Source organism: Rhodococcus sp. SBT000017 (assembly GCF_003688915.1).
Classification (GTDB): domain Bacteria; phylum Actinomycetota; class Actinomycetes; order Mycobacteriales; family Mycobacteriaceae; genus Rhodococcoides.
In genome coordinates this window covers 1,035,161-1,060,652 of sequence record NZ_REFU01000001.1, presented here as the reverse complement: position 1 = coordinate 1,060,652, position 25,492 = coordinate 1,035,161, and the positions used below count along the sequence as shown (strand labels likewise).

20 protein-coding genes and 1 pseudogene are annotated in these 25,492 nt (G+C 66.0%); 15 read left to right on the top strand and 6 right to left on the bottom strand.

Annotation, left to right across the window (positions count from 1 at the left end; translation table 11 throughout):
* The first annotated feature begins 61 nt into the window (after nt 1-61).
* The 9 genes from ruvC to AYK61_RS04550 all read left to right on the top strand — a co-directional run bounded on the left by ruvC (nt 62) and on the right by AYK61_RS04550 (nt 10,929).
* Nucleotides 62-679, top strand: coding sequence for a crossover junction endodeoxyribonuclease RuvC (ruvC, locus tag AYK61_RS04595; RefSeq protein ID WP_037189428.1), 618 nt, complete (start codon nt 62-64; stop codon nt 677-679).
* Nucleotides 676-1,281 carry a Holliday junction branch migration protein RuvA gene (gene ruvA / locus AYK61_RS04590; protein WP_121869980.1) on the top strand — a complete coding sequence of 202 codons (606 nt, stop codon included), beginning with the start codon at nt 676-678 and terminating at the stop codon, nt 1,279-1,281. Before ruvC ends, ruvA begins: the two co-directional genes overlap by 4 nt.
* 54 nt (nt 1,282-1,335) lie before the next feature.
* Nucleotides 1,336-2,364: a Holliday junction branch migration DNA helicase RuvB gene (gene ruvB, locus AYK61_RS04585; protein WP_183130403.1), complete on the top strand. Its 1,029-nt coding sequence runs from the start codon at nt 1,336-1,338 to the stop codon at nt 2,362-2,364.
* 138 nt (nt 2,365-2,502) lie between these two features.
* A complete protein-coding gene (gene yajC, locus AYK61_RS04580; RefSeq protein WP_121869978.1) occupies nt 2,503-2,913 on the top strand; it encodes a preprotein translocase subunit YajC in 411 nt (136 codons plus the stop codon).
* 177 nt (nt 2,914-3,090) lie between these two features.
* Entirely contained in the window at nt 3,091-4,899 is a 1,809-nt protein-coding gene (gene secD / locus AYK61_RS04575; RefSeq protein WP_183130150.1) for a protein translocase subunit SecD, read from the top strand.
* Between the two features lies 1 nt (nt 4,900).
* The gene (gene secF, locus AYK61_RS04570; protein WP_121869977.1) at nt 4,901-6,082 is read left to right on the top strand and encodes a protein translocase subunit SecF; all 1,182 of its coding nucleotides are present in this window, start codon (nt 4,901-4,903) and stop codon (nt 6,080-6,082) included.
* Nucleotides 6,083-6,106: 24 nt separating this feature from the next.
* Entirely contained in the window at nt 6,107-7,810 is a 1,704-nt protein-coding gene (locus tag AYK61_RS04565) for an ABC transporter substrate-binding protein (protein ID WP_121869976.1), read from the top strand.
* Entirely contained in the window at nt 7,807-8,346 is a 540-nt protein-coding gene (locus tag AYK61_RS04560) for an adenine phosphoribosyltransferase (protein ID WP_121869975.1), read from the top strand. Before AYK61_RS04565 ends, AYK61_RS04560 begins: the two co-directional genes overlap by 4 nt.
* A 72-nt stretch (nt 8,347-8,418) precedes the next feature.
* Entirely contained in the window at nt 8,419-10,929 is a 2,511-nt protein-coding gene (locus AYK61_RS04550) for a bifunctional (p)ppGpp synthetase/guanosine-3',5'-bis(diphosphate) 3'-pyrophosphohydrolase (RefSeq protein WP_183130149.1), read from the top strand.
* A 72-nt stretch (nt 10,930-11,001) separates the two neighbouring features.
* On the opposite strand, the gene AYK61_RS04545 is transcribed toward AYK61_RS04550, so the two are convergent.
* Together AYK61_RS04545 and AYK61_RS04540 are read right to left on the bottom strand one after the other, a co-directional pair.
* Nucleotides 11,002-11,793 carry a peptidylprolyl isomerase gene (locus AYK61_RS04545; RefSeq protein WP_121869973.1) on the bottom strand — a complete coding sequence of 264 codons (792 nt, stop codon included), beginning with the start codon at nt 11,791-11,793 and terminating at the stop codon, nt 11,002-11,004.
* Nucleotides 11,790-12,653: a peptidylprolyl isomerase gene (locus tag AYK61_RS04540; protein ID WP_121869972.1), complete on the bottom strand. Its 864-nt coding sequence runs from the start codon at nt 12,651-12,653 to the stop codon at nt 11,790-11,792. The genes AYK61_RS04545 and AYK61_RS04540 overlap by 4 nt, the downstream gene beginning before the upstream one ends.
* Before the next feature lie 191 nt (nt 12,654-12,844).
* On the opposite strand from AYK61_RS04540, the gene AYK61_RS04535 reads away from it, so the two are divergent.
* The 3 genes from AYK61_RS04535 to AYK61_RS04525 are packed head-to-tail and all read left to right on the top strand — an operon-like array spanning nt 12,845 to nt 15,454.
* Entirely contained in the window at nt 12,845-13,537 is a 693-nt protein-coding gene (locus AYK61_RS04535) for an MBL fold metallo-hydrolase (RefSeq protein WP_121869971.1), read from the top strand.
* A gap of 2 nt (nt 13,538-13,539) precedes the next feature.
* Nucleotides 13,540-14,811, top strand: a complete 1,272-nt coding sequence (gene hisS / locus AYK61_RS04530; RefSeq protein WP_121869970.1) for a histidine--tRNA ligase — start codon at nt 13,540-13,542, stop codon at nt 14,809-14,811.
* Complete coding sequence (locus AYK61_RS04525) at nt 14,801-15,454, top strand: hypothetical protein (protein ID WP_121869969.1); 654 nt, start codon at nt 14,801-14,803, stop codon at nt 15,452-15,454. The genes hisS and AYK61_RS04525 overlap by 11 nt, the downstream gene beginning before the upstream one ends.
* Nucleotides 15,455-15,460: 6 nt before the next feature.
* Here AYK61_RS04525 and AYK61_RS04520 read toward each other — a convergent pair whose 3' ends face one another.
* The gene (locus AYK61_RS04520) at nt 15,461-15,931 is read right to left on the bottom strand and encodes a DUF3237 family protein (RefSeq protein ID WP_121869968.1); all 471 of its coding nucleotides are present in this window, start codon (nt 15,929-15,931) and stop codon (nt 15,461-15,463) included.
* Nucleotides 15,932-16,056: 125 nt separating this feature from the next.
* Here AYK61_RS04520 and AYK61_RS04515 point away from each other — a divergent pair, with 125 nt between their 5' ends.
* On the top strand, nt 16,057-17,085 hold the full coding sequence (locus AYK61_RS04515; RefSeq protein WP_121869967.1) for an Rv2578c family radical SAM protein: 1,029 nt from the start codon (nt 16,057-16,059) through the stop codon (nt 17,083-17,085).
* An 11-nt stretch (nt 17,086-17,096) separates the two neighbouring features.
* Here the strand turns inward: AYK61_RS04515 and AYK61_RS04510 are convergent, their stop codons facing one another.
* Nucleotides 17,097-18,020 (bottom strand): neutral zinc metallopeptidase, encoded by a 924-nt coding sequence (locus AYK61_RS04510; RefSeq protein WP_121869966.1) that lies wholly within the window; start codon nt 18,018-18,020, stop codon nt 17,097-17,099.
* Between the two features lie 169 nt (nt 18,021-18,189).
* On the opposite strand from AYK61_RS04510, the gene aspS reads away from it, so the two are divergent.
* Nucleotides 18,190-19,977, top strand: a complete 1,788-nt coding sequence (gene aspS, locus AYK61_RS04505) for an aspartate--tRNA ligase (protein ID WP_121869965.1) — start codon at nt 18,190-18,192, stop codon at nt 19,975-19,977.
* A gap of 85 nt (nt 19,978-20,062) precedes the next feature.
* Here the strand turns inward: aspS and AYK61_RS04500 are convergent, their stop codons facing one another.
* Both AYK61_RS04500 and AYK61_RS04495 read right to left on the bottom strand, forming a co-directional pair.
* Nucleotides 20,063-21,106, bottom strand: a complete 1,044-nt coding sequence (locus AYK61_RS04500) for a hypothetical protein (protein ID WP_121869964.1) — start codon at nt 21,104-21,106, stop codon at nt 20,063-20,065.
* A 127-nt stretch (nt 21,107-21,233) separates the two neighbouring features.
* Nucleotides 21,234-21,836, bottom strand: coding sequence for an RDD family protein (locus tag AYK61_RS04495; protein WP_259467931.1), 603 nt, complete (start codon nt 21,834-21,836; stop codon nt 21,234-21,236).
* Between the two features lie 206 nt (nt 21,837-22,042).
* Between AYK61_RS04495 and AYK61_RS04490 the strand changes: the two are divergent.
* Nucleotides 22,043-25,431: pseudogene (locus tag AYK61_RS04490) on the top strand (DUF2126 domain-containing protein).
* Nucleotides 25,432-25,492 lie beyond the last annotated feature (61 nt).

The window sequence follows — 25,492 nt, the reverse complement described above, 5'->3', positions numbered from 1 at the left end:
ATCCGACGGTGGGCTCCGCTACGCTATCGAACAACAGTTCGTAAGCGGAAGGTGTGGTGGCGTGCGGGTGATGGGTGTCGACCCCGGTCTCACCAGGTGTGGGCTCAGTCTGATCGAGGGGGGCGTGGGCCGAACAGTGGTCGCGCTCGATGTCGATGTGGTGCGAACGCCCGCGGACATGGATCTCGCGCAGCGTTTGCTGCGGATCTCCGAGGCCGCGGAGTACTGGCTCGATACCCACAAGCCCTCGGTGGTGGCGATCGAGCGAGTCTTCGCCCAACACAACGTGCGTACGGCCATGGGCACCGCCCAGGCCGGCGGTGTCATCGCCCTCGCGGCGGCCAGGCGCGGCGTCGACGTCTGCTTTCACACTCCCAGTGAGGTCAAGGCCGCCGTCACGGGCAACGGCTCGGCCGACAAGGCTCAGGTGACCGCGATGGTCATGCGCATTCTCGGTCTGCAAACTGCGCCGACTCCCGCCGACGCGGCCGACGCCCTGGCCCTCGGCATCTGTCATTGCTGGCGAGCGCCCATGATCGCCCGGATGGCGAAGGCCGAAGCCATGGCCGCCGAACAGAAACGCAAGTACGACGCGCGTCTGGCCGAGGAGCGCAAGGCTCGCGCCGTCGTGGCACGCAGGATCGAGAAAATGGCGAAGAAGGAGGCGGGCGCACGATGATCGCGTCGATCAGGGGTTCGGTGGTCGACATCGCGCTCGATCACACCGTCCTCGAGGCCGCGGGCGTCGGGTACCGCGTCAACGCCACTCCGGCGACGTTGGCCACGCTGCATCGGGGGGGCGAAGCGACCCTCGTGACGACCATGATCGTGCGCGAGGATTCGCAGACGCTGTACGGATTCCCCGACAAGGAGTCGCGTGAGCTGTTCGAGCTGCTCCTCACCGTGACCGGCGTCGGCCCGCGAATCGCCATGGCGACTCTTGCCGTGCACGAGCCCGACGCGCTGCGAACGGCCCTGGCGGACAGCGATATCGGAGCTCTGACCAGAGTGCCCGGTATCGGTAAGCGCGGCGCGGAGAGAATGGTCGTCGAGTTGCGCGACAAGGTCGACGCGGTCGTCGGACGCGCCGGGAGCTCGGCCGTGCCGGGATCCGGTGCGGGCAATTCGATGCGAGACCAGATCGTCGAAGCGCTGATCGGTCTCGGATTCCCCACCAAGCAGGCCGAGGAAGCCACCGACGCGGTCCTCGCTCAGCAGCCCGAGGCCACCACGTCGACTGCGCTGAGGGCGGCGCTGGCGTACCTCGGAAAGTCCAGGTAGGCGCGGGTGACCGAGGAAGACCAGTTCGCCGAATCGCAGGTCGGTGCGGACGCGATGTCCGACGATCTGGATGTCGAGACGAGTCTGCGTCCGAAGGACCTCACCGATTTCATCGGTCAACCTCGCGTACGGGAGCAGCTCCAGCTCGTGTTGTCGGGGGCCAAGATGCGCGGCGGCACCCCCGATCACATCCTCATGTCCGGGCCGCCGGGCCTCGGCAAGACCAGTATGGCGATGATCATCGCCGCCGAGCTGGGAACCTCGCTTCGACTCACGTCGGGTCCGGCGCTCGAGCGCGCAGGAGATCTCGCGGCGATGCTCAGCAATCTGGTCGAAGGCGACGTGCTGTTCATCGACGAGATCCATCGCATCGCCCGTCCGGCCGAGGAAATGTTGTACCTGGCGATGGAGGACTTCCGCGTCGACGTCATCGTCGGCAAGGGGCCTGGCGCGACGTCGATTCCCCTCGAGGTTGCGCCGTTCACCCTCGTCGGTGCCACTACCAGGTCGGGTGCGCTCACCGGCCCACTGCGAGATCGGTTCGGATTCGTCGCGCACATGGATTTCTACGAGCCGAGCGAACTCGAGCGCATCCTCATGCGGTCGGCGGGAATTCTGGGCGTGCCGATCGACCGGGACGGCTGCGCGGAGATCGCCGGGCGCTCGCGCGGCACCCCCCGAATCGCGAACCGACTGCTCCGGCGAGTCCGCGACTACGCGGACGTGCGCGGCGACGGCACCGTCACCCAAGACACCGCGAAGGCCGCCCTGGTGGTCTACGACGTCGACAAACTCGGGCTCGACCGACTCGACCGCGCAGTACTGAGCGCGCTCATCCGGAGCTTCGGCGGCGGGCCGGTGGGTGTGTCGACACTGGCCGTGGCCGTCGGCGAGGAACCCTCGACGGTCGAGGAAGTGTGCGAGCCGTTCCTGGTGCGTGCCGGAATGATTGCCCGCACCCCCCGGGGGCGTGTCGCGACCGCTGCTGCGTGGCAACACCTCGGTCTGACGCCGCCACCGGACCTCGCAGTGGGTGGAATTTCGGTCCGATCCTCGGAGGTTCAGCAGGGATTATTCGAGTGAATCGGTCATAACAGGACACGAACGGACCGGACCGGTTCCAGGTAATGGCACACTGGGTAGCTGCGAGGCCCGCACCGGCGACGTTCTCGCACGAGACAATGACGTATTTCGAACCCGACTTCGAGGACTGACCTTCCGATGGATTTGCTGTTCCCGCTGCTGATCGTGGCCCTTCTGGTACCGCTGTTTCTCAATGCGCGTCGACAGAAGAAGGTGTTGGCCAAGACCACGGAAATGCAGGACTCACTGAAGATCGGCGACGAGGTCGTCACCACCGCCGGCCTGTACGCCCGTGTCGTCCTGGTCGAGGACGACACGATCGACCTGGAGATCGCCGACGGCGTCATCACCACCTGGTCGCGTGCAGTCGTACGTGAGGTGCTTCCCGACGACTCCGAGTTCGACGACACCGACCTCGACGCCACCACCGAGGCGGACATCGCGGCCCTCGGCTCGAACGACACCGCGGGACCGTCCCTGAACAAGGCAAACGCGAGTCGACCGGACGAGACCGTCGAGCAGACGGCCAAGAGGCTCGAAAAAGAGTGAGCTCCATGTGATCGAAAACCGCTGTCGGAGACAGTATCCGACAGCGGTTTTCTCTGCGGTGACCGATGTGGTGCACAATCGCACCGCTCACCGCTGACACGCTCATCGTTGATACATCGGGCCGTCAGGCCCTGCCGGAACCGATACTTTCCATCGCCCAGAGGAGAAACACACACCGTGGCACCTTCCAGCGGACCGGTGCAGCCCGCCCGCTATCTCGCCGTTTTCGCGGTGCTGATGGCAGCGGTGTACGCCATGGTCTTCTTCACCGGAGACAAAGATCCCTCGCCGAAGTTGGGTATCGACCTGCAGGGCGGCACGCGCGTGACACTCACCGCGCGGACCCCCGACGGCAATGCGCCGACGCAGGACAGCCTGCAGCAGGCGCAGCAGATCATCGAGACTCGGGTGAACGGTCTCGGTGTCACCGGGTCCGAGGTGGTCGTCGACGGGGACAACCTGGTCATCACGGTGCCCGGTGACGACAGCTCCCAGGCGCGCACCCTCGGGCAGACCGCGCGACTGTTCATCCGGCCCGTGGTGGGATCCGTTGCTCCGTCCGCGGGCGAGGGTGCAGGTACGCAGCAGACCCCGGTCGACCCGGCCGCGCCGGTCGATCCTGCGGCACCGGTCGACCCGGCCGCACCGGCGGATCCAGCCGCCTCTGCGGACCCGGCTGTGCCCGCAGACCCGGCCACCCCGCAGAACCGTGTGTTCCCGGCGCAGGATCCGACGACGGTCGATCCGAGTCCCGCTCCCGCCACCGATGCTCCTGCCACGGATGCGCCTGCTACCGACGCACCGGCGGCCGACGACCCCGCCACCGATGCGTCGCTGTCCGACGCAGAACGTGCGGCCCAGGAGATCGCCGACGCCAGAGCACTCCGGCAGAGCGAGGATCCGCAGATCCAACAGCTGGCCATGCAGTCCCTCGACTGCAACGCCGCCGACCCGCTCGCCGGCAACGATGATCCGGCGCTGCCCCTCGTGGCGTGCTCGACCGACGGAACAGCCGTCTACCTGCTGGGTCCCACGATCATCGACGGCCAGCAGATATCCGACGCGACCTCCGGATTCGACAGTCAGCAGGCCCAGTTCCAGGTGAGCCTGACCTTCGACACGGACGGCTCGAACACCTGGGCTCAGTTCACCGCGGCCAATCTGCAGAAGCAGGCTGCGTTCGTGCTGGACTCGAAGGTGATCAGCGCGCCGGTCATCCAGGGGGCCACCCCCGCGGGCAGCGCCACCTCGATCACCGGCAACTTCAACAACCAGACCGCGTCCGAACTCGCCAACACCCTCAAGTACGGCTCCCTGCCGCTGTCCTTCGTGTCCTCGGAGGCCGAAACGGTCTCGGCAACGCTGGGATTGGCCTCGCTCGACGCGGGCCTGATCGCCGGTGCCATCGGCCTGGCGCTCGTGCTGGTGTACTGCCTGCTCTACTACCGCGCCCTCGGTCTGCTCACGGCGCTGTCGTTGGTACTGGCCGGTCTGGTCGTCTACGGAATCATCGTTCTGCTGGGCAGATGGATCAGCTTCACGCTCGACCTCGCCGGCATCGCCGGACTGATCATCGGTATCGGAATGACCGCGGACTCGTTCGTCGTGTTCTTCGAGCGCATCAAGGACGAGATCCGGGAGGGCCGCAGCTTCCGGTCGGCGGTTCCTCGCGGTTGGGCACGCGCACGCAAGACGATCCTGTCGGGCAACGCGGTCAGCTTCATCGCGGCCGCGGTGCTCTACGTGCTGGCCATCGGTCAGGTCCGCGGCTTCGCGTTCACCCTCGGTCTGACGACGATCCTGGACATCATCGTCGTGGTGCTGGTGACTTGGCCGCTGGTGTACCTCGCGTCGAAATCCAAGTTCTGGTCCAAGCCGTCCGTCAACGGTCTCGGTGCCGTCCAGCAGATCGCTGCGGAGCGCAAGCGCGCGGCCAACAAGGCCCTCGCCGTCAAGACCGGCACTGCGCCGTCGAAGGAGGCATGACATGTCGGACACGACCACGTCGACCCCATCGCCCCTCGACGATTCGGGAGTCGATCAATCCACCCAGCCCAAGCACAGCTGGCTGTCCCGGCTGTACACCGGCACCGGTGCCTTCGACATCATCGGTCGTCGCCGGTTCTACTACATCCTCACCGGCGTCATCGTGCTGGTGTGCCTGCTGAGCTTCCTGGTGCGTGGCTTCACCCTCGGTATCGATTTCGAGGGCGGAACTCGCATCGCGCTGCCCGCCGCCGACAACATCTCCACCGAGCAGGTCGAGACCGTCTACAACGACTCGCTCGGGATGGCACCGGTGTCGGTGCAGACCGTCGGATCCGGGGCAGCGGCAACGGTGCAGATCCGCTCCGAGGCACTCGACCCCGCCGAAGTGGACAGCCTGCGTCAGGCACTGTTCGAGGCATTCCAGCCGCAGAACAACTCGGGCACCGCCACACCCAACGCCATCAGTGTGTCCGACGTCAGTGAGACCTGGGGAAGCCAGATCACCCAGAAAGCGCTGATCGCGCTCGCGGTCTTCCTGGTCGTCGTCAGCATCTACATCGCCGTTCGATACGAACGGGACATGGCCTTGGCATCGCTGGCCGCTCTGGCCTTCGACCTCCTGGTGACCGCGGGCGTGTACTCACTCGTCGGGTTCGAGGTGACTCCGGCGACGGTGATCGGTCTGCTGACGATTCTCGGTTTCTCCCTGTACGACTCGGTGGTGGTGTTCGACAAGGTCGAGGAGAACACCCGCGGCATCCTCAACCTGCATCGCAAAACGTTCGCGGAGCAGGCCAACCTGGCCGTCAACCAGACCCTGATGCGCTCGATCAACACGACCGTGATCGGTGTGCTGCCGGTGCTTGCGTTGATGGTCGTGGCGGTCTGGTTGCTGGGAGTCGGCACGCTGAAGGATCTGGCGCTGGTGCAGCTGGTGGGCATGATCGTCGGTGCCTACTCGTCGATCTTCTTCGCCACTCCGTTGCTGGTGACGCTCAAGGAGAAGTGGGGCCCTGTCGCAGCTCACACGCGCAAGGTCCACGCCAAGCGCGCCGAAGCAGCAGCTCGCGCAGCCGGTCTGGCTCCGGAGCCGGTGGCCGTCGGCGTGGCCGCCCCGAAGGCGTCGGCTCCGCAGCCGGGCAACCGCCCCACCGGTAAGCGGAACAAGAAGCGTCGGTAGAACCACCCTCGACAGGGACGGAGAGTGCACGTGAAACGCAGGTGGAGCGCGGCACTGGTGGCAGCGAGTGTCGGCGCGGTGTCCATCACCGCGTGTTCGTCGCCCGAGGACAAGGTGCCCTCGATCGGCTACTCGTTCGACAACGTGGTGAACACCTACAACGCGAGAACCGTCGACGGCGCGGCGTCGGGAGCCCGGCAGGCCTTCACTCGGGTGCAGGTGGGCTTCAGCTACCTCGGACCCGAGGGAGACGCATTGTCGGACAACGACATCGGAACCGTGTCCGTCGTTCCCGGCGACACTCTGACCGTGCAGTACTCCATCGCCCCCGCCGCGACGTACTCGGACGGTGCGCCGATGGCCTGCGATGACCTGGTGTTGGCCTGGGCGGCGAACAGCGGAAGATTCGCCACCGACCGCCCCCTGTTCGACGCGGCCTCGACGGCCGGGTACTCCGACATCCAGCGCATCGATTGCGTTCCGGGGGCCAAGGAAGCCACGGTCGTCTTCGCGTCCGGCCGCAGCTACCAGAACTGGCGTGCCCTGTTCGGAGCCACCGACCTCCTACCGGCACACGTCGCGGCTCGGGCAGCGGGCGTGCCGAACGTCGTCGATCCCATCCTGGCCGAGGACGACGATGCGGTGAGCCGCATCGCCGACTTCTGGAACACCGGATGGACCCTGACGCCGGGCTCGATCGACCTTTCGCTGCTGCCCTCGGCCGGTCCGTACCGCATCGAGTCGTACACCGCCGAGGACGGTCTCGTGCTCGTTGCGAACGACGCCTGGTGGGGAATCCCACCCGAGACCGGGCAAGTTGTCGTCTGGCCCCAAGGCACGGACCTGGCCGCGAAGTCTGCGGACGGATCGCTGGACGTGGTCGACCACGGTGCAGGTGCCGTCGATCTCGGGCCCACCGAGGGATTCACGACCACCGAGCAACCGTCGCGAGGCGTCGAGCAGTTGACGTTCGCAACCCAGGGGGTGCTGGCCGACGCGAGTGCACGTCGAGCAGTGGCCGCGTGCATCCCGAGATCGGATCTGTTCGACACACTGGGTCATCCCGGTTCCGAGGCGGCAGCGGCGGGTCTGGGGTCGGGCGTCGTTGACTCTCGTCTCGTCCAGCCCGACACGCTCGAGTATCCGTCGGTCGCAACGGTGGTGGGCGATCGGTACCAGCGCTCGGACCTCGACCAGGCGAGCCGAGAACTGGAGGCGGCGGGCGAGGACGCTCTGAACGTTCGTGTCGGCTACCGGGGGCCGGACGCACGCCGCGCTCAGGTGGTGAGCCGCATGGCTGCCGATTGCGCTGCCGCGGGCATCACCGTCGAGGACGCGAGCTCACCGGACTTCACACCGTCCGCACTGCGGGCGGGGGCGGTCGACGCCGTCCTCGGTAGCAGCGGATCGCTTCCCGGACCGTCGGGTTCGGCTGCCGCGGTCACCGCACGGTATTCGTTGCGGACGGGCATCGGTACGAACGTCGGCGGATACAGCAACGGCAGAATCGATGCCATCGTCGATCAGTTGGCGGTGACCGACGATCCCGAGCGCATCCTGGCGTTGGCCACCGAGGGCGAGAACATCCTGTGGAACGACATGCCGTCGCTTCCCCTGTACAACGAGCCGCGTACCACCGTCGTCAGTGACGGCATGCAGGACGTGGTGCCCAACCCGACGGCCGCAGGTGCCGGATGGAACATGGATCGGTGGGTGCTTCTTCGATGAACGACGCAGGAGATCGAGTGGGTGCGGCCGCCGCCGTGACCAGGCTGACGCGGTGGGTCGACGACTTCCCCGTCCCCGGTGTGCGCTTCGGCGATCTGACGCCGGTCTTCGCCGACGGCCCCGCGCTACGCAGCGTCGTGTCGGAACTGGCTCTGGGTTTCGAGGACGTCGACCTGGTGGCGGGAATCGACGCACGGGGATTCCTGCTGGGGGCCGGGGTTGCCCTCGAACTCGGGTGCGGTGTGCTCGCGGTGCGCAAGGCGGGCAAGTTGCCGCCTCCGGTGCACTCACGGTCGTACGAACTCGAGTACGGAACCGCCGCACTGCAGATCCCGACTGCGATCGACGTGGCCGGAAAACGTGTGCTGGTGGTCGACGACGTTCTGGCGACCGGCGGTACCGTCGACGCGACGGCTCGGTTGTTGGACGAGCAGGGAGCGGTGATCGCCGGCGCTGCTGTCGTTCTCGAGATCGCCGTTCTGGGCGGGCGCGACAAGTGCAGTGGCTACCCGCTCGGCTGCCTGGTTCGGGTATGAGGACTAAAGTCTCTCTCACAATGCGTTGACGTTTCGACGACAGCGCTGAACGTGTGGCAGGAGGTGATGAGAGTGACCCGTTACATCGATCAGCCCTTGCCCGATCGGCCTGCCGTCCCCGAGCGGCCCGCAGTTGCCGACCGGACCGGAGTTACCGATCGGACCGGAGTTACCGATCGGACCGGTGTCGACGTCGTCACGACCGACGAGTCCGCGTCCGGTGATGCCCGCCCGGCCGTCGACACTCCGGTTACCCACGACTCGGTTCCCCACGACCCGGCGGCGACCGATTCGGAGGCTCCGTCGGGGACCCGTAATTCGGCACCTGTCCCCACGTCGGCATCGCGGCGGGTGCGAGCACGTCTGGCGCGCCGCATCACCGCTGGGCGCAGCGCGGCGGTCAAGCCGGTGCTCGAGCCACTCGTCAGCCTGCACCGTGAGCTCTATCCCAAGGCCGATCTGACGTTGCTGCAGCGGGCCTACGACGTAGCGGACGAGCTGCATGCCTCGCAGATGCGCAAGTCCGGCGATCCCTACATCACGCATCCGCTCGCCGTGGCCAATATTCTGGCCGAGCTGGGGATGGACACGACCACCCTGGTTGCGGCGCTGCTGCACGACACGGTCGAGGACACCGGATACTCGCTCGCCAAGCTGACCGAGGAATTCGGCGACGAGGTGTCCCATCTCGTGGACGGAGTGACCAAGCTCGACAAGGTCGTGCTCGGAACTGCGGCCGAGGGCGAGACGATCCGCAAGATGATCATCGCGATGGCGCGAGATCCGCGGGTGTTGGTCATCAAGGTCGCCGACCGGTTGCACAACATGCGCACCATGCGGTTCCTGCCCCCGGAGAAGCAGGCGCGCAAAGCCAAAGAGACGCTGGAAGTCATTGCGCCGCTTGCCCATCGGCTCGGAATGGCCACGGTCAAGTGGGAGCTCGAAGACCTGGCGTTCGCGATTCTTCATCCCAAGAAGTACGACGAGATCGTGCGTCTCGTCGCCGATCGTGCGCCGTCCCGCGACACCTACCTCGAGAAGGTTCGGGCCGAGATCAACGCGACACTCGCCGCGTCGAGAATCAGTGCGGTCGTCGAGGGTCGCCCGAAGCACTACTGGTCGATCTACCAGAAGATGATCGTCAAGGGCCGCGACTTCGACGACATCCACGACCTCGTTGGCGTTCGCATCCTGTGCGACGAGATTCGTGACTGCTACGCCGCTGTCGGTGTGGTGCATTCGCTGTGGCAGCCGATGGCGGGCCGTTTCAAGGACTACATCGCGCAGCCGCGTTACGGCGTCTACCAGTCGCTGCACACCACGGTGATCGGCCCCGAGGGCAAGCCCCTCGAGGTGCAGATCCGTACGCGGGACATGCACCGAACAGCCGAGTTCGGCATCGCTGCGCACTGGCGGTACAAGGAGACCAAGGGCAAGCATTCGCAGGACAACGCCGAGGTCGACGACATGGCGTGGATGCGCCAGCTGCTCGACTGGCAGCGAGAAGCCGCGGATCCGGGGGAGTTCCTCGAGTCGCTGCGCTACGACCTCGCAGTCAAGGAGATCTTCGTCTTCACTCCCAAGGGCGATGTCGTCACCCTGCCCGCCGGATCGTGTCCGGTCGACTTCGCGTACGCCGTGCACACCGAGGTGGGGCATCGTTGCATCGGCGCGCGGGTCAACGGTCGACTCGTCGCACTGGAACGGACTCTGGACAACGGTGAAGTGGTCGAGGTGTTCACCTCGAAAGCCGCCACCGCCGGTCCGAGTCGGGACTGGCAGGGGTTCGTCGCCTCACCGCGAGCCAAGACCAAGATTCGCCAGTGGTTCGCCAAGGAGCGCCGCGAGGAAGCCCTGGAGGCAGGCAAGGACGGTATCGCCAAGGAGGTTCGTCGAGGCGGACTTCCCTTGCAGCGCTTGATGAATGCCGAGTCCATGTCGGCGATCGCGCACGAGCTGCGGTACGTCGACGTCTCTGCGCTCTACACCGCGGTCGGCGAGAACCATGTATCCGCTCGCCACGTGGTGCAGCGCCTGGTCGCCCATCTCGGTGGCGTCGGCGACGTCGAGGAAGAGCTCGCCGAGCGGTCGACACCGTCGACCATCCCCACTCGACCCCGTCAGGTCGGCGACGCGGGAGTGTTGGTCACCGGTGCGGAGGGCGTCGTCGCGAAACTCGCGAAGTGCTGTACTCCGGTCCCGGGAGACGAGATCCTCGGATTCGTCACCCGTGGTGGATCGGTGAGTGTCCACCGCACCGACTGCACCAACGCACGATCGCTCGAAGAGCAGTCCGAACGGTTCATCGAGGTTCAGTGGGCACCCTCGGCGTCCTCGGTGTTCCTGGTCGCCATTCAGATCGAGGCACTCGACCGCCACCGACTGCTCTCCGACGTCACCAAGGCGCTCGCCGACGAGAAGGTCAACATCCTCTCGGCGTCCGTTGCCACGTCGGGGGACCGGGTTGCGATCAGCAAGTTCACGTTCGAGATGGGTGACCCGAAGCACCTCGGACATGTGCTGAACGTCGTGCGCAACGTCGAGGGCGTGTACGACGTGTACCGCCTGACGTCTGCGGCCTGAGCGGCGAGTCCACAGAAAGACGAGAGGGTGAGCAGAGAATCTCTGCTCACCCTCTCGATGTTCGAACGGCAGCTACACCGTTGCCGATTCCACGATCACCGGGTTCACCGGTGCGCCGTCTTCGGAGCCACCGGTGACCCCGCCCGCTGCGATGGCGTCGAGGGTTTGCAGACCGGCGTCCGAGATGGTGCCGAACACCGTGTACTGCGGCGGCAGCACCGAATCCGCGTACACCAGGAAGAACTGGCTGCCGTTGGTGTCGGGGCCCGCATTGGCCATGGCGAGCGTTCCGCGGGGGTAGACCACCGGATTCTGGGCCTGCGCCGGGTCCTCCGTGTACGCGGTGGTGGGGTACTCGTTTGCGAAGCTGTATCCCGGTCCGCCCCGACCGGACCCGGACGGGTCACCGCACTGCAGTACCTCGAGGCCCGGTGACGTCGTCAGTCGGTGACAGGGTGAGCCGTCGAAATATCCCTGTTGGACAAGGCTGACGACACTGTTGACCGTGCACGGTGCAGGCGTCCGGTCGAGTGTGATGCCGATCGGACCTTGATTGGTGGACAACGTCACCTCGACGTTTCCGTACACGTCGACGTTGTCGGTCGCAGGAGCGTCGACCTCCGTGACGGCCGGTGACTCCTCCGAATACGAGCAAAACACCGTATCGCTCGTCGGCTGCGGCACAGGTGGCAACGCCCCGAAGCGGGACAGATCGAGTGCAGGCCGAGGCGCGGGTGCTTCGGTGGTCGTAGTCGTCGACGTTGTGGTGGCCGGTGCAGCTGCCGGTTCGGCCGAACCGGAACACCCTGCGAGTACCAGCGCGGTGGCCGAGACCGCGATCGTCAGAGCCGAGGTGCGATTCACAGGTCGCTCAACATGGACGTGATGTCTACCGGTTCGGCGGGGGCTCCGTCGGAAGCGCCGCCCTGCGCCCCCTTGGCCGCGATGGCGTCGAGGGTGGCGAGTCCGGTCTCGTCGATGGTGCCGAACGCGGTGTACGCGGGCGGCAGTTCCGAATCGCCGTAGACGAGGAAGAACTGGCTGCCGTTGGTACCCGGGCCTGCGTTGGCCATGGCCAACGTTCCGCGTGGGTAGGCGATCGGGGTCTGGGCAGCGGGGTCGCCCTCGGCAAACGTGTCGGTGGGGAATTCGTCGGCGAACTGGTAGCCCGGCCCGCCGGAGCCGGTGCCCGTGGGATCGCCGCACTGCAGAACCTGCAGGCCCGCGCCCGTGGTGAGTCGATGGCAGGTGGTGCCGTCGAAGTAGCCCTGATTGGCGAGCGAGACGAAACTGTTGACCGTGCACGGAGACTCGGGATTGTTCAGCGTCAGCCCGATGTTCCCGGCAGACGTGGTCATGCTGTAGCTCAGCGGCTCGTCGCTGGTGGGTACGTTGTCGGTGCGCGGGGGAGTGTTCGGCTTGGCCGCCGGTTGCTCTGCGGCAGGGTAGGAGCAGTTCACCGTCTCGGGCAGTGGCGCGGTGCGCCCCGCAGCGATGATCGAATCGGCGGGCGCCGACGTGGTCGACTCCTGGGCGGTACTCGCGTCGTCGTCACCGCGGGTCACCACGAACACGACCGAGACGACGGCCACGACCGCGACGACGCCGAGAATGGAACCGGCGATCGTCAATTGCTTACGACGACGCGCTCGCTCGGCGCGGCGTACGAGTTGGCGTTCGAGCTTTCGTTTGGCAGCCTCGCGCCGTTGCTCGTTGCTGGGCAATTCGTGTTCCTCCCGCTTGTCGAAAAACGACCTCGCCCGCTCGCTGCACGGACCGATCGTGTGGTATTCGGCCGAGAATCGGCCAACGCGAGTTTGCCATCACTGCCTGAGAGCATGCTGGGGGGACCCGGCGAGAGCGGCCCCACTAAGCTTGCTCGGAACTTCGGCCTCAGCCTTTAGGAGCGTTTGTCTTGCTCGTAACCGGATTCCCCGCAGGCATGTTTCAGACGAACTGTTACATCCTGGCCCAGGACGACGCGTCCGAGTGCGTCGTCGTCGATCCCGGTCAGGACGCCGCGGATCCGCTGATCGACTTCCTGACGCAGTCCTCGCTCACCCCCACCGCAGTACTGCTCACGCACGGTCATCTGGACCACACGTGGTCGGTGGAGCCGATCTGCGCAAAGTACGGCATCCCGGCGTACATCGCACCCGAGGACCGCTACATGCTGGCCGATCCGATCAAGGGAACGGGCCCGACGTTGGCGGCGGTACTGGGCGACCTCGAGTTCCACGAACCGGCCGAGGTGATCGAGCTCACGGACGGTCGACGTCTCGAACTCGCCGGAATCGAATTCGCGGTGGTGCACACCCCCGGGCACACCCAGGGATCGGTGGTGTTCCTCGCCCACGCCGACGGGCCCGACGGCTCGGTTCCGTTGGCCCTGACCGGGGACACCTTGTTCGCGGGATCGATCGGGCGCTCCGATCTGCCCGGCGGCGATCACGATCAACTGCTGCGGTCCATCGCGACTCGGCTGCTCCCGCTGAGCGATGACACGGTGGTGCTCCCGGGGCACGGCGGGCAGAGTTCGATCGGCCAGGAGCGCGGGTCCAACCCGTTCCTCGTTGGACTCACCGACCCCGAGCAAGGAAAGCTGTGAGCGTGAGCAAGCAGACCGCCTTTTCCGCGCCCAAGGGCATTCCCGATTACTTCCCGCCCAACTCGGCCGAGTTCGTCGCCGTACGCGAAGGGTTGCTCGACGCAGCCCGCAACGCCGGCTACGGCCACATCGAATTACCGATCTTCGAGGACACCGGCCTGTTCGCCCGCGGGGTCGGGGAGTCGACCGATGTGGTGAGCAAGGAGATGTATACCTTCTCCGATCGCGGAGACCGATCGGTGACACTGCGACCCGAAGGCACCGCCGGAGTCATGCGCGCGGTGATCGAGCACGGATTGGATCGGGGAGCGCTGCCGGTCAAGTTGGCCTATGCCGGTCCGTTCTTCCGCTACGAACGCCCGCAGGCCGGCCGATACCGCCAGCTGCAGCAGGTGGGTGTCGAGGCGATCGGCGTCGACGACCCGGCGCTGGACGCCGAGGTCATCGCCGTGGCCGACGCCGGTTTCCGGGCCCTCGGGCTCACCGGGTTCCGGCTCGAGATCACCTCACTCGGCGACGACACCTGCCGCCCGCAGTACCGAGAGCTGTTGCAGCAGTTCCTGTTCGCGCTTCCCCTCGACGAGGACACCCGTCGACGCGCCGAGATCAACCCGCTGCGGGTGCTCGACGACAAGCGACCCGAGGTGCGCGCGATGACTGCGGACGCACCGCTGATGCTCGATCACCTCTCCGATTCGGCGAAGGAACACTTCGACGAAGTGCTGGCATACCTGGACGTGATGAACGTTCCGTATCTCGTGAACCCGCGGATGGTGCGCGGCCTCGACTACTACACCAAGACGACGTTCGAATTCGTGCACGACGGGCTCGGCGCACAATCGGGCATCGGCGGCGGCGGCCGCTACGACGGTCTGATGGAACAGCTCGGCGGGCAGGCGCTCTCCGGAATCGGGTTCGGCCTGGGCGTCGATCGCACGGTGCTTGCCCTCGCCGCCGAAGGCAAGACCGCGGGCGCGACGTCGCGATGCCAGGTCTTCGGTGTTCCGATGGGAGCAGGTGCCAAGCTGGCGGTCGTAGACATCGCGGCCCAGCTACGCGAACGAGGAATAGCCGTGGACATGGCCTACGGAAATCGCGGGATCAAGGGTGCCATGAAGGCCGCCGACCGATCCGGAGCGCGGTTCGCGTTGGTGCTCGGCGATCAGGAACTGGCTGCGGAATCGGTTCTGGTGAAGGACCTTTCGAACGGCGAGCAGGACACCGTTCCGATGGCCGACGTGGTCGACGCCCTCGGAGCGCGCCTTGCCCAGTGAGTCCCGGTCCGGTGACTCTCGGTCCAACGCGGGGCCGGTAGCGCTCGACCTGGTCTCGGTGGAGTTCCTGGCACCGCGCCTGCGCAAGATCATGGTCGGGTCGGCCGCGATCGGGATCGTTCTCGCCGTCGTCCTGGCGCTGTTCGTGCCGGTGTGGGTTGCAGTTCTGGTCGGGGTGATCGTCGGCGGTCCCGCCGTACTGTCGGGTTGGCTGGGTCTGCGCCGACGGGTATGGCTCGACGGTCCGCAACTGTGCGCGCGAGGGTTGCGCACTCGCCGGCTGAAGATGCCGGAGGTGGTGACGGCCGAACTGACGATTCGGACGGCCGGAATCGATCAGATCTCGCTACGGCTCTACGACGGGCGTACGCATATCGTGGTTGCGCTTGCTCTGTACACCAGAAACGGGGGCCGGGAACTGCCGATCCTTGCGTTACGCACCCTCGCCGACTCGCTGTGGACCACCGAGTTGGTGCCTGCCGCGGCGATCGCATCGGTGCTGGTGGATCAACTGCGCGCCGAGGCACGCGACGCCGGACTCGACCAACGGCCGCTCTATCGCGCCGTCGAACTCGTCCGTAGCAAGGGGCGAACTCCACAGGCGACACTGACCGACCGTGAGGTCGCCCAGCTGCTCGAATGAGCAGGATCAGGTGACCAGGAATGCGTCGAGCACGACGGCTTCGGCCGAGCGAGATCCGGACGTGACGACGAGCGCTCGGTTGAGATAGGTGAACTTCGGGACCGCCGTCGCCACGCGGAGGGTGCCGCGGAAGTAGTACGTGGCGGGGTCCACCTCACGCTCGGGATCGTTGAGGGCTTCGATGACCTCGGCCGGCCCGAACTGAACTCCGCGATAGTCGAGTGAGAGGTAACCGCCGGTCGCCAATTCGAGAACGAGGTCGCTGCTGAACTCGGTGCATCCGTCGGGTCGCGTCACGCTGACGACGGTCGACCCGGCTGCGAGGGTGCCCTCTATGTCGGGGCCGGGAGCTGCGCCGCCGAGCACAGCGGTGACCACCCGCTCACCGGCGGGCACCGAACCGATCTCGATGCCCGGTCCGAGTGTGAGGCCGAGGCGCAGAATGGGCTCGAGGGTCGGTGTGTTCGGGGCGGTCACTTGCGGTGCACTCCTAGGATCGACTGGGGGCCTACGCTATCGCCTTCCGGTGACCACACCCGAGCGGGGATCGTCAGGGACGAGTCGGCCTTGACACGACATAGAACAAATGTTCGACTGTGTGCATGCGATGGGCCGGTCAGACTCTCGACGCCGCGGACGACGGGGCGCTACCGGGGCTCGAGCGATCGGGGCTGGTCCGCAGCGTGCAGACACCCGAGTTCGAGGGCATCACCTTCCACGAGGTGCTGTGCAAGAGCGCCCTGAACGAAGTGCCGAGCGAATCGCAGGTGCCCTTCTCGTGGACCGTCAACCCGATGCGTGGGTGCTCGCATGCATGTCGATACTGCTTCGCCCGCCCGACGCACGAATATCTGGACCTGGACTCCGGCAACGATTTCGACTCGCAGATCGTCGTCAAGACCAACGTCGCTGCGGTACTGCGCAAGGAACTCGCGCGCCGGGCGTGGAAGCGCGAGCCGGTGGCGCTCGGCACCAACACCGACCCCTATCAGCGCGCGGAGGGTCGATATCGGTTGATGCCGGGGATCATTCGAGCGTTGACCGAATCCGGGACGCCGTTCTCGATTCTCACCAAGGGCACACTGCTGCGGCGTGATCTGCCCCTGTTGACGCTGGCTGCGCAACAGGTGGAGGTGCAGGTGAGCATCAGCCTGGCCATTCACGACGCCGACCTGCAGAAGCAGCTCGAGCCCGGGACCCCCAGCCCGCGAGCGCGATTGGATCTCGTTCGTGCGGTCCGCGACGCGGGCCTGAACTGCGGCGTTCTGGTGGCACCGGTGATTCCGTTTCTCACCGACGGGGCCAAGCAATTGGACGGCCTCATCGGAGCCCTGGCCGAGGCAGGTGCGACAACCGTGACGGCGCTGCCGATGCATCTGCGTTCGAGCACCAAGGACTGGTACATGAGCTGGCTGGTGGAGGAACACCCCGCATTGGTGCGTCGATACCGTCAGCTCTACGGACACGGGGCGTACGTGACCCCTGAGTACAAGCAGTGGCTGAAAGCAAGAATCGATCCGCTGCTCGACACCTACGGGTTCGCCGCAGAGCAGACCCGGCCGCTGCCCGCGAACGAGCCTGCCGAACCCCGAGAACTGGTGACCTCGGGGCCGGCTCTGACCCTGTTCTGATCGGTGGCGGTTCAGGGATTGTCGAGGTCGCGTGCCGCGAACGTGTCGCAGGCCGCCACCTGTCCGGTTTCGTAGCCCGCGGTGAACCACGCCTGGCGCTGCGCGGACGAACCGTGTGTCCAACCCTCGGGGTTGACGCTGCCCGTGGATGCCTGCTGAATTCTGTCGTCGCCCACCGACGACGCTGCCGAGAGGGCGTCGTTGATGTCGGCCGTGGTCAGCGGCTCGAGGAACGGAACCCCGGTGTCCGGATCGACCGTGTCGGCAGCGTAGTGCGCCCAGATTCCTGCATAGCAGTCGGCCTGCAACTCCACTTTGACGCCACCGGACTCGGGTCCCTGCGGATCGGCCTGCGCGCGGCCGATGTCGCCCAGTTGGTTCTGCAGGTGGTGGCCGACCTCGTGCGCCACCACGTACTCCTGCGCCAATGGGCCGCCGCTGGAACCGAACTGGTCGACGAGAACCTGGAAGAAGCTCGTGTCGAAGTACGCGGTGGAATCGGCCGGGCAGTAGAACGGCCCGACGGCACTGGTGGCGTTGCCGCAGCCGGTGTTCGTTGCTCCCGAGAACAGCTTCACTCCTGGCTGAACGTAGGCGACGCCGGTCTGAGCTTGGAGCTGAGATTCCCAGACGGTGTCCAGACTCGACACCGTGAATCCGATACGGCAATCGATCTTGGTGTTCGCCTCCGCCTCGGTCTCGCAGCCCTCGAGGGTCCCCGAGGTGCCGGAGTCGACCTGCCCGGCAGAGCTGTCGCCGCCACTGATCTGATTGAGAATCGAACCGGGATCTCCGCCGAAGAGCAACGCGATGACGATGATGATCAAGCCGCCTGCACCACCGCCGATAGCCAGTTTGCCACCGCGACCGCCACCCCCGCTGCCGCCGACGGAGACTCGACCCCGCTCCATCCGCGAACCTTCTCTGAAGGTCATGCCCGAGTTCCTCTCCGCCGAGCCCCCACCTGTGGCGAGAACACAAATCGCTGCTGTCGGCCATAGCTTCGCATGCCGCGTCGCGATCTCGTTTCCTTCTACGGTGATGTGCTCCGTAGGATCGGTGAGCGAAGAACACGATCAGCGGATTTTTCTCGAAAGGACACCCGTGCTGCGCACCCACCTCGCCGGCTCATTACGCCCCGAGCACGTCGACCGAACCGTGACGCTGACGGGATGGGTGGCCCGCCGACGCGATCACGGCGGCGTCATCTTCATCGACCTTCGCGACGCGTCCGGCGTGTCCCAGGTCGTCTTCCGAGAGGGAGCAGCACTCGAGCAGGCCCACCGCCTGCGCGCCGAATACGTCGTGAAGGTGACCGGCAAGGTCGAAGGCCGCCCCGAAGGCAATGCCAACTACGAGATCCCGACCGGTGCGATCGAGGTCGAGGCCTCCGAGATCGAGGTCCTGTCCGAGGCCGCGCCGCTGCCGTTCCAGCTCGACGATCAGCCGGGCGAAGAAGCGCGTCTGAAGTACCGCTACCTCGATCTGCGTCGCGAGGGACCGGGGCGAGCCATTCGCCTGCGCTCGCACGTCAACGCGGCGGCCCGTTCGGTGCTCGCGCACCACGAGTTCGTCGAGGTCGAGACTCCGACGCTCACGCGATCCACTCCCGAGGGTGCCCGCGACTTCCTGGTGCCTGCGAGGTTGCAGCCGGGTAGCTTCTACGCGCTGCCGCAGAGCCCGCAGCTGTTCAAGCAGCTGCTGATGGTTGGCGGTATCGAGCGGTATTACCAGATTGCCCGGTGCTACCGAGACGAGGATTTCCGCGCCGACCGTCAGCCGGAGTTCACTCAGCTCGACGTCGAGATGAGCTTCGTCACCCAGGACGACGTCATCCTGCTGGCCGAGGAGATCCTGGCGTCGCTGTGGAAGCTCGTCGGGCACCACTTTACGGCTCCGATTCCACGGATCACCTACGCCGAGGCGATGCGTCGCTACGGTTCGGACAAGCCCGATCTCCGCTTCGACATCGAACTGGTCGAATGCACGGACTTCTTCTCCGAGACCACGTTCCGTGTGTTCCAGGCCCCGTACGTCGGTGCGGTCGTGATGCCCGGTGGCGCGAGCCAGCCCCGCAAGCAGTTGGACCGGTGGCAGGAGTTCGCCAAGCAGCGCGGCCACAAGGGTCTCGCGTACGTTCTCGTCGGTGAGGACGGCACGTTGGGTGGCCCGGTTGCCAAGAACCTGACCGACGCCGAGCGCGACGGCCTCGCCGCACACGTCGGTGCGAACAACGGCGATGCGATCTTCTTCTCCGCGGGCCCGATCAAGGCATCACGTGGATTGCTCGGTGCGGTGCGCGGCGAGATCGCCCGCAAGCTCGACCTGATCGACCCGAAGGCATGGGCGTTCGTGTGGGTCGTCGATGCTCCGCTGTTCGAGCCCACGTCCGACGCCACGGCCAGTGGTGACGTAGCCGTCGGATCCGGTGCGTGGACTGCCGTGCACCACGCCTTCACGTCGCCGAAGCCGGAGTCGATGGATACGTTCGACACCGACCCCGGATCGGCGCTGGCCTACGCCTACGACATCGTCTGCAACGGCAACGAGATCGGCGGCGGCAGTATTCGTATCCACCGCAAGGACATTCAGGAACGGGTGTTCGCGATCATGGGTATCGGCAAGGAAGAAGCTCAGGAGAAGTTCGGCTTCCTTCTCGATGCCTTCTCCTACGGCGCACCGCCGCACGGCGGCATCGCGTTCGGCTGGGATCGCATCACGGCGCTGCTTGCCGGAGTCGATTCCATCCGTGAGGTCATCGCGTTCCCCAAGTCCGGTGGCGGCATCGACCCGTTGACCGACGCGCCAGCACCGATCACGCCGCAGCAGCGTAAGGAATCGGGCGTCGACTTCAAGCCGGAGAAGAAGGAAGAGTCTCCGGCCGAGGCCTAGAAGGTTCGAAAGCGACTGTCCCCGTAGCGCTGTGCGCTACGGGGACAGTCGTCTCAATGGGCCAGTTTGCTCAGGAGCAGGCTGGTCAGCGTGCGGGGGACAGCGGACCGCCGGTCAGGACGCGGTATGCGTAGTTGGTGGCGATCACCGAGATCGGGATGGTGACGAGCAGACCGAGACCGCACAGCAGCGCACCGACGATGTTGATCGCGGCCAGCAGCAGCAAGAGCAGCAGCAAGGGGCCGAAGTTCTTCACGGTCAGGTCGACACTGGACTTGATGGATTCGATCGCCGTCTGGTTGCGATCGATCAGGAACGTCAGTGCGAAGTTGGCGAGGAAGCCGATCACGATCAGAAGGACCGTTCCGAGGAACGGGATGAAACTGAACACCACGCTGACGACGGTCCAGATCAAAGCGAGTATCGCGATCTGACCGACGTTGGTGAGCTGGAAGAACCGCCCGAACGACGGCTTCTGTGGCGCGCCGGTCTCGTCCAGCGCCCCCCGAACGTAGGCGGCGTTGACGAAATACGACGCGAACGTGGCGATGGCCGTCATGACGAGGGCTACCCCGGACGTCGTGGTAGTGAACGCCGTGTCACCGCTGTCGGCGGCTGCCATTGCTGCGGTGAACGTCGACGCGAAGACCAGGACGACACCGATGACGCTGACCACCCACACGATGGCGGTGATTCCGATCCACGGTCCCGCATTGGCCTTGAACTTGTCGAAGCTGTAGCTCAGCGCGGCACCGACCTCGAGGCGGCCGGGGTTCGGCCCCAGCGGAGCCTGACCGTAGCCCTGGTTGCCATAGTTTCCGTAGTTGCCGGGCGGCGGCGGGTACGCCCCGGGCGGCGGTGGATAGCCGCCGGGTGCGCCACCCTGCGGTGGGTAATTCCCGGGCGGGGGTGGGTATCCACCGGGAGGCGGGTAGCCGCCCTGCGGTGGGTAGTTGCCCTGGGGTGGGTAGTTTCCGGGCGGAGGTGGGTATCCACCGGGAGACGGGTAGCCACCTCCTAGAGGCGGCGGGGTGTTTCCCGTGTTCGACGGGGGAGTGTTCGGCGTTTCGGGGCGGTCGGGATCGGATCCCTCGCCGGGACGCGGTTCGTCGTTCGAATTGTCGCTCACGTCGTTCTCCTGGTCTGTGGTCGGGACGAGTGGGGTACTTCAGGGCACCGAAGGCCCTGGAACACCGGAACGCAGACGAGCGGGCCTCCGCCGAACTACGGAGGTCCGCTCGTGCGTGGACGGGTTGTTACGAGACGCTGACGACCTGGGTTCCGCCGGCGAGCTCGTCGTGCTTGCCCTGCTTGGTGGGGCTCGAGTTGATGGTCACCGCAATGAAGATGTACGCCACGATCACCAGGACGGTGCCGAGCAGCGGCACCACGTTCAGCAGCATGAAGGCGTTGCGCTTGGCCGCTTCGGCCTGAGTGGGCAGTCCGCCCGCTGCGCCGAGGGTGCGCAGGCCGAGGGCTTGCTTGCCGAAAGTCTGGCCGCGGGAGGACTCGAGCAGCGTGAAGTACGCGAAGCCGAGGAGGGCGGACGCGAGACTCAACAGCAAGGTTCCGAAGAACCCGCTCGGGAGAATCACGTACAGGACGAACTGGACGAGAGCGAGAATGAGCCCGTCCAGGAAGCGGGCCGCGAACCGTGATCCGAGGCTGCCGGGCTGCGCGCCGCCGGGCAGCTGCGAACCCATTCCGAATGCCGCGTTGCCGCCGACCGGCGGCGGTGGGTAGTTGCCCGGGGGTGGGTAACTACCGGGCGGCGGGTAACCGGACGCTGGATTCGTGGGGTACTGGGGTTGGTTCGGATCGGAGCCGTACTGCGGTCCGTTGGGTGAATTGTCGCTCACGAGATTCCCTTTGGTTGCAAAGTGTGGCGTGCGTCGAACGAATACTCGATTCTCGCTGAGCGAACCGCACCACGAAGAGGGTGTCAAGCACTACACGCCTGCCCGGTCGGCACATTTCGGACACGATTCCTCGCCGAGCGCACCGAGCCCGGTCCTACTAGGGTTGGGTGTTCTACCCATACCGGGACTATCACGAGGGGCTCGCCGTGGGCATCAAGGTTGCACTCGAACACCGCACCAGCTACAAATTCGACCGCACCGTCAAGATCTTTCCGCACGAGATTCGGCTGCGACCGGCACCGCACTCGCGTACCCCCATCGAGGCGTACTCGCTGAAGATCGAACCGGCCGAGCATTTCGTCAACTGGCAGCAGGACGTGTTCGGAAACTTCCTTGCTCGGGTGGTCTTCCCCGAGCGAACCGACCACCTGTCGATCACCGTCGGCCTCGTCGCGGACATGGCGTCGATCAACCCCCTCGACTTCTTCGTGGAGGAATGGGCCGAGCACTTCGGCTTCGCGTACGAAGAGCACGACCTTCCCGACCTCGAGCCGTACCTGCGCCCGGTGGACGAGGACAAAGCCGGATCCGGACCGGGCCCGGTGGTCTCGGCCTGGGTGGAGAAGCTGCAGGCAGCCGTCGTCGAACGCGGAGAGTCGTTGCGCACCATCGATTTCCTCGTGATGGCAAACCAAGCCGTCATGGGGGACGTCGGGTATTCCGTGCGCATGGAACCCGGAGTGCAGACCCCTGATCTGACCCTGACGTCCGCCGTCGGGTCGTGCCGCGACTCGGCGTGGTTGCTGGTGTCGGTACTGCGTCAGATGGGTCTGGCAGCGCGCTTCGTCTCGGGTTACCTGGTCCAGTTGTCCTCCGACGTCAAGTCGCTGGACGGCCCGTCCGGGCCGGTGGAGGACTTCACCGATCTCCACGCCTGGACCGAGGTCTATCTCCCCGGTGCCGGCTGGGTCGGGATGGATCCGACCTCGGGCCTGTTCGCCGGCGAAGGCCACATTCCACTGTCGGCGACGCCGCACCCCTCGACTGCCGCCGCCATCTCCGGTGCGACGAGCAAGTGCAAGGCCGAACTCGACTTCTCGAACACCGTCGTCCGCGTCCACGAGGACCCGCGAACGACGTTGCCCTACACCGCCGAACAGTGGGAGTCGATCAAGGCGACAGCCATGAAGATCGACAAGCGGATGCTCGATCAGGACATTCGGTTGACCGTCGGCGGCGAGCCCACATTCGTCGCGATCGAGAATCAGGAAGCGCCCGAGTGGAACACCACGGCCGACGGCCCACACAAGCGCAAGCTGGCAAGTGTTCTCGCCGAACGGCTTCGCACCATCTACGCACCCGACGGTCTGGTACAGCGCAGCCAGGGCAAGTGGTACCCGGGCGAGCCGCTACCGCGGTGGCAGGTGGGATTGTTCTGGCGCACCGACGGTCAAGCCCTGTGGCACGACTCCGACCTGATCGCCGATCCCTGGTTGGCGGAGGACCTGCGCCCGGAACCGGTCGACAACTCGGCGTCGCAGGAACTGATCGACGAGTTGGTCAAGGCGCTCGGACTGCCTGCCTCACAAGCGCGTCCCGCCTACGAGGACCCGTTGGTGAAGCTGTTGGACCTGGTTCGCCAGCCCTACGGTGACCCGCCCGCCGACGACGAGGACCTCGAACCGGGAGCCGATTCCGCGGACGCCAGAAAACAACTGCTCGAACGGCTCGATGCCAGCACCGACGAGCCTGCCGCATTCGTGCTGCCCATCTCGCGCACCGCGGACGGGTCCGGCTGGGAGAGCTCGGACTGGAAGTTGCGCCGTGGCCGAATAGTGTTGCTGGAAGGCGATTCTCCCGCGGGTCTGCGTTTGCCGCTCCGGGCGATCTCCTGGGACGGCGGACCGGTCGAGAATCCGGCCGACCCCACCGCTCCCAAGCCGGATCTGCCTACACCGCAGCTGACGCAGCAACCGCCGCGTGCGGTGAACCCGGCCGAGTCGCGGTACGCGCAGCTGGTCAACGAGACGTCCGGGGTGGGCGGAACTGCCGTCACCGCGCTGGTCGCCGAGGTCCGTGACGGCGTCCTGCACGTGTTCATGCCGCCGATGGATCGGTTGGACGATTTCGTCGACCTCGTCTCACGCGTCGAGAAGGCGGCCTCGACCATCGACACCCCCGTCGTGATCGAGGGATACGGCCCGCCGTCGGATCCGCGTATTCAAACCCTCACCGTCACACCGGATCCCGGTGTGATCGAAGTCAACGTGCAACCGACCTCCTCGTGGGCCGAACAGAACGACCTGATGGAGCGTCTCTACCTCGAGGCTCGCCAGTCCCGGTTGAGCACCGAAGGATTCGACAACGACGGCACCACCCGCGGAACCGGCGGCGGCAACCACATCACTCTCGGCGGCGTGACGCCCGTCGATTCACCCGTTCTGCGTCGACCGGACCTGCTGGTGTCGCTGCTCACTCACTGGCAGCGCCACCCGTCGCTGTCGTACCTGTTCTCGGGCCGCTTCATCGGCACCACGTCGCAGGCACCTCGCGCCGACGAGGGCCGGGAGGAATCGCTCTACGAGCTCGAGGTCGCATTCAGTGAGATCGAGCGACTGACCGGGCCGACCGATCGGCGTCGCCCTGGATCGTCGACCGAGCGCTGCGGCACCTGCTCACCGACATCACCGGCAACACGCACCGCGCCGAGTTCTGCATCGACAAGCTCTACAGTCCCGACTCCACTCGCGGCCGACTGGGACTGCTCGAACTGCGCGGGTTCGAGATGCCGCCGCACCATCAGATGGCGATGGTGCAGTCACTGCTCGTGCGATCGATGGTCTCGCGGTTCTGGGACACCCCGCTGAAAGCACCTCTCATCCGGCACGGTGCCAACCTGCACGGTCGGTACATGTTGCCGCACTTCGTCATCAACGATATCGGTCGTGTCGTCGAGGACCTCCGTGAGCACGGCATCGATTTCGACACCAGTTGGCTCGATCCGTTCACCGAGTTCAGGTTCCCCCGAATCGGTACCACCGTGGTCGGTGACGCCGAGATCGAATTGCGGGGTGCAATCGAGCCCTGGAACACCCTCGGCGAAGAATCGACGTCCTCGGGCACCGCGCGGTACGTGGACTCCTCGGTGGAGCGAATCCAGGTTCAGGTCGCCGGAGCCGACGCGGGCCGATACATGGTGACGTGCAACGGGGTGCCGGTGCCGATGTTGCGCACCGAGCGTCAGGACGTTCAGGTCGCCGGTGTGCGCTACCGCGCCTGGCAGCCGCCGAGTGCTCTGCACCCGACGATCGAGGTACAGAGTCCACTTCGTTTCGACCTGGTGGAAATGCAGACAGGACGCGCGGTCGGCGGGTGCTCGTACCACGTCGTGCATCCGGGAGGGCGTTCGTACGAGGGGCCTCCCGTCAACTCGGTGGAAGCCGAAGCACGCCGCAACGGCCGCTTCGAGGAGGGCGGGTTCACCTCGGGGAAGGTGGACGTAGCAAGATTGCTCGAGATGCACGCGCGCCAAGCGATCGATGTGTCCGCGCCCGGCATGCTCGACCTGCGCCGGACCGGAGTCATCACGTCCTGACGCGCGACTGCACAGGAGAACGAGTCGACCGGTAGCGATCTCGGTCCGACGCGTATCGGGC

What these genes read in the sequence shown, in the direction of transcription:
- AYK61_RS04560 (WP_121869975.1), top strand. Translation starts at nt 7,807, where the DNA reads ATGAACGACGCAGGAGATCGAGTGGGTGCGGCCGCCGCCGTGACCAGG.
- yajC (WP_121869978.1), top strand. Translation starts at nt 2,503, where the DNA reads ATGGATTTGCTGTTCCCGCTGCTGATCGTGGCCCTTCTGGTACCGCTG.
- ruvA (WP_121869980.1), top strand. Translation starts at nt 676, where the DNA reads ATGATCGCGTCGATCAGGGGTTCGGTGGTCGACATCGCGCTCGATCAC.
- AYK61_RS04515 (WP_121869967.1), top strand. Translation starts at nt 16,057, where the DNA reads ATGCGATGGGCCGGTCAGACTCTCGACGCCGCGGACGACGGGGCGCTA.
- ruvB (WP_183130403.1), top strand. Translation starts at nt 1,336, where the DNA reads ATGTCCGACGATCTGGATGTCGAGACGAGTCTGCGTCCGAAGGACCTC.
- AYK61_RS04510 (WP_121869966.1), bottom strand. Translation starts at nt 18,020, where the DNA reads ATGACCTTCAGAGAAGGTTCGCGGATGGAGCGGGGTCGAGTCTCCGTC.
- secF (WP_121869977.1), top strand. Translation starts at nt 4,901, where the DNA reads ATGTCGGACACGACCACGTCGACCCCATCGCCCCTCGACGATTCGGGA.